At 44.5% G+C, this 4,494-nt stretch carries 4 protein-coding genes; all 4 read left to right on the forward strand.

Annotated features, from left to right (window positions below):
- A partial coding sequence (locus VF500_RS25310; protein WP_330862338.1) for a rhamnogalacturonidase occupies positions 1-1,462 on the forward strand: 1,462 nt, incomplete at its 5' end.
- Between the two features lie 13 nt (positions 1,463-1,475).
- Positions 1,476-2,759 carry a PQQ-dependent sugar dehydrogenase gene (locus tag VF500_RS25315; RefSeq protein ID WP_330862339.1) on the forward strand — a complete coding sequence of 428 codons (1,284 nt, stop codon included), beginning with the start codon at positions 1,476-1,478 and terminating at the stop codon, positions 2,757-2,759.
- 7 nt (positions 2,760-2,766) lie between these two features.
- Positions 2,767-3,231, forward strand: coding sequence for a cytochrome c (locus VF500_RS25320; protein ID WP_330862340.1), 465 nt, complete (start codon positions 2,767-2,769; stop codon positions 3,229-3,231).
- A 17-nt stretch (positions 3,232-3,248) separates the two neighbouring features.
- Positions 3,249-4,466, forward strand: coding sequence for a glycoside hydrolase family 88 protein (locus tag VF500_RS25325; RefSeq protein WP_330862341.1), 1,218 nt, complete (start codon positions 3,249-3,251; stop codon positions 4,464-4,466).
- Positions 4,467-4,494: the final 28 nt, after the last annotated feature.

The following is a 4,494-nucleotide window of genomic DNA, read 5'->3' on the forward strand; positions in this document are numbered from 1 at the left end:
AACATCCCCATATAGCGTAAAGTTATATGGGGCAAAGGGTGATGGAAAAGCCATTGATACCCAAAATATCAATAAAGCAATTGAGGCCGCGGCAGAGGCCGGTGGCGGAACAGTTTATTTTCCGGCCGGAAATTATTTAAGCGGATCTATTCACCTAAAAAGTGGTATAAGCCTCTATATCGATCAGGGTGCTACCATAATTGCAGCTCCTATTGAAGCCGCTTCTGGTTATGATGAACCCGAAGCTAAAATTGATAATAACTACCAGGATTTTGGGCACAGGCACTGGCATAACAGCCTGATCTGGGGCGAAAACCTGCATGATATTTCCATATTGGGGCCCGGTACCCTTTGGGGAAAGGATTTGGTGCGGAGCAATAAAGGGGAAGACGATAAACGTCCTAACAAAACAATCAGCCTTTATTTATGCCGGAATGTAATTATCAGGGACATTTCCATATTGCATGGCGGCTGGTTCGGGATCCTGGCTACAGGGATTGACAATTTTACCATTGATAATGTAAAAATGGATACCAACCGCGACGGTATGGATGTTGATTGCTGCCGGAACGTACGGATCTCAAACTGCAGTATCAACTCTCCTTATGATGACGGTATCTGCCTTAAAAGCACCTATGGGCTTGGATTTGCAAGGGCAACCGAAAATGTGACCATCACCAATTGCCAGGTAAGCGGCTATGATGAGGGCTCGTTTTTGGCCGGCACTTTTACCCGCAATGAAAAGAAATATTCTGACGGTAACCCTACCGGTCGCATAAAAATGGGCACCGAATCAAACGGAGGCTTTAAGAATGTCACTATTTCAAACTGTGTGTTTGATTACTGCCGTGGCCTGGCCCTTGAAACTGTTGACGGTGCACTTTTAGAGGATGTTACGATCACCAATATAACCATGAGGGATATTGTTAATGCGCCAATTTTTGTAAGGCTTGGTGCACGTATGCGCGGGCCGGAAAGTGCACCTGTAGGGGTGCTCAGGCGTGTGATCATCAGCAATGTGGTATGTTATAATGCTGATAGCAAACATGGAGCTATTATAAGTGGCATTCCGGGGCACGATATTGAAGATCTGCGGTTAAGTAATATCCGGATCTATTATAAAGGCGGAGGAACAAAAGAGCAATCTGCACGTGAAGTGCCTGCGCTTGAAAAAGAATACCCGGAACCATATCGTTTCGGTACCATGCCTTCTTATGGATTCTTTATCCGCAATGTTAAAGATTTGAAAGTGAGCGATGTGGAAGTTAGCTATATCTCGAATGATTTTCGCCCGCCATTTATTCTTGATCATGTAACCGGTGCCGATTTTCAGCACATTAAAGCGCAAAAAGCGGAAGGCTCAGCAACGTTTGTGTTAAACGAGGTAAAGGATTTTAACATCTATAACAGCCGCCCGGTAGCAGATACTAAACTGGCGAATGCCAATAAAAAGGAATTGTAATCAAATAAACAGTATGAAAAATATACTATTTAAATGGGTGATCATACTAACCATCCTGCCGGTGAGCATCGTACTTTATGCCTTGAAACCGGGATTGGAGGTGGTGCCCGATACTGACAACGCGGGCTTAAAGTTACCTGACGGTTTTGGTGCCCTGAAAGTTACCGAAACAGGTGCGAAGGCCAGGCATTTAGTAGTTACGCCGCAGGGCGATATTTATGTAAAGCTGGCCAAGCCTAACAAAGAAGGTAAAGGTATTTTAGTATTCCATGAAGCTTCCAATGGCAAGGCTGAGCTTAAATCAGGTTTCGGTACTTATGGTGGTACTGAGGTTTATTTAAAGAACAGGTACCTGTATGCGTCGTCAAATACCGAGGTGTTCAGGTATAAGGTGAATGATAAAAATGAAGTTATTAACCCCGATCAACCCGAAAAGATCATCACCGGGTTAAAGGCAGGCCGCCAGCATGAAACCAAATCATTTGCACTGGATAACGATGGTAATATCTATGTAAACATAGGTGCCTGGTTTAACTCGTGCCAGGAAAAAGACCGCGGTCTGCATTCGCCGGGAATCCCGGGATGCCCGATACTGGATTCCATGGGTGGGGTATGGCAGTTTAAAACAGATAAATTAAACCAAACCTACGGCGATGGTGTACGGTACGCAACCGGCTTAAGGAATATGGTTGGTATGGACTGGAACCAGCAGGATAACCAGCTATTCGTAATGCAGCACGGCAGGGATAACCTGAATAGTTCATGGCCCGAGCTGTTTACCACCAAGCAATCGGCCGAATTACCCGCGGAGTGTTTGTATGCCCTTAAAAAAGGCGACAATGCAGGCTGGCCATATATGTATTATGACCAGATCCAGCATAAAAAGGTCCAGGCCCCTGAATATGGCGGCGATGGCAAAAAGGAAGCTGATGCAAAGTTTCTTGATCCGGCTGCCGCCTATCCAGGACACATGGCCCCTAATGGTTTGTTGTTCTATACCGGAAACCAGTTCCCTGCAAAATATAAAAACGGTGCCTTTATTGCCTTTCATGGCTCCTGGAACAGGGCCCCTGAACCACAGGCAGGATATTTCGTGGTTTTTCAGCCATTTAAAAATGGGAAGCCTGATGGTGCCTGGGAAGTATTTGCTGATGGATTTTCAGGTTCACCAGAGAAAACAGCTGCCGGGCGCGCCGATCATCGTCCCTGCGGGCTTGCCCAGGGCGCGGATGGTTCATTATATGTTACAGATGATTCAAAAGGTACCATTTACCGTATTATTTACCTAAAAAAGTAATAAATAAATGACGAAATATTTATTGACCTTTCTTTTGGCTTTTAGCTGCTTCCAGTTAAGGGCGCAGGTTAAAACCAGGACAAAAACAAAAGCGAAGCCGGCTACAGGGCTGGCCGCGTCCATTTCAAGCGGCAAAGTTATCTATGTAAATCATTGTTTAACCTGTCACCAGGCCGATGGTGGTGGCGTGCCAAATATGAATCCGCCATTAATCAAAACTTCTTATGTAACGGGCGATCATACACAGTTAATTAAAGTGGTGCTCAACGGATTTTCGGAAAACGTTGATATCGACGGCGAATCTTACTCAAACGTAATGCCCGCGCATGACTTTTTAAAAGACCGTGAAATTGCTGATGTATTGACCTATGTAAGGAAAAGCTTCGGTAACAAGGGTGGAGCGATTACCGCAGCACAGGTAAAGACGGTCCGCGCGAAGAACAAAAAGAAGACGGCTATTAAAAATATCTAACACTAAAAAAAGCTAAAATGAAATCATTTCTATACCTATTACTTATTGCCTGCACATCGGCAGCATTTGGGCAGGACGTTAATACCGGCGATGTTGTGCGCCGTGTTGCCGATAATGTTATCAAGGAAACTTCCTTTCAGTTTGTGAATGCCAAAACAAACGAAAAGTATAATTCAACAAAAGGTTTGGCTTCATCGGCAGATCTTAAGGTCGACAGTAAATACAATAAGTGGGCATATGTGAATGGTGTTTTAACCATTGGCATGATGCAAACCGCGGATGTGCTTGGCGACAAAAAATATTCAGACTATTCACAGCATAATTTTGCTTTTATTTTTGATAACCTTAGTTATTTTGAAACCCTTTACAAAGCAAAAGCAGGAAAGGTTGAATACGGTTCTGTATTTAATATCACCAACCTTGACGCTTGCGGGGCAATGTCGGCCGGTTTGTTTGATGTGGATGCCCTCGCGCAAAGGAAGGATTATAAGGCTTATTTAGAAAGATCCGCCGCCTATATCTTAACTAAACAAATGCGTTTGCCCGATGGTACACTTGCCCGTCCGCAGCCCCGCTTCGGTACGCTTTGGGCCGACGATATGTTCATGAGCATTCCGTTTTTAGCACGTATGGGCAAACTTACCGGCGATAATAAATATTTTGACGATGCTATCAAACAGGTGGAGAATTTCAACAAATACCTTTATGATCCTGCCACCGGTTTGTTCTTTCATAATTATTATAGCGATGATCAAACCAATGGGGTAGGACACTGGGGCCGCAGTAACGGATGGATAGCTATGGCACAGGTTGAGCTATTAAACAATTTACCTGCAAATCACCCTAAACGTGCCGAACTGATCAAATTACTGTTGAGGCAGATAGTAGGTTGCGCCCGTTACCAGGATCAAACCGGGTTATGGCATCAGCTATTGGACAAACCAGATTCATATTTGGAAACATCAGTTACGGCTATGTACACCTATGCGGTGGCCAGGGCAGTAAACCAGGGCTGGATAAATGACAAATATATAGCCATTGCCCGCGAAGGCTGGAGAGGCTTAGCCTCGAAAGTAACTGCAGACGGGCAATTGCAGGATGTGTGTATCGGCACCAATATGGATACCGATATTAAATTTTATTATACCCGCCCAACCGAACTGAACGATACGCATGGTTTAGGCGCGTTATTACTGGCCGGAACGGAAATGCTTAAAGCCGAAAAGAAAAAATAAGTATGCACAGGCTAATGAGATTGTTATT

It is taken from the genome of Mucilaginibacter sp., assembly GCF_036383575.1.
Lineage (GTDB): Bacteria > Bacteroidota > Bacteroidia > Sphingobacteriales > Sphingobacteriaceae > Mucilaginibacter.

What these genes read in the sequence shown, in the direction of transcription:
- VF500_RS25315 (WP_330862339.1), top strand. Translation starts at nt 1,476, where the DNA reads ATGAAAAATATACTATTTAAATGGGTGATCATACTAACCATCCTGCCG.
- VF500_RS25320 (WP_330862340.1), top strand. Translation starts at nt 2,767, where the DNA reads ATGACGAAATATTTATTGACCTTTCTTTTGGCTTTTAGCTGCTTCCAG.
- VF500_RS25325 (WP_330862341.1), top strand. Translation starts at nt 3,249, where the DNA reads ATGAAATCATTTCTATACCTATTACTTATTGCCTGCACATCGGCAGCA.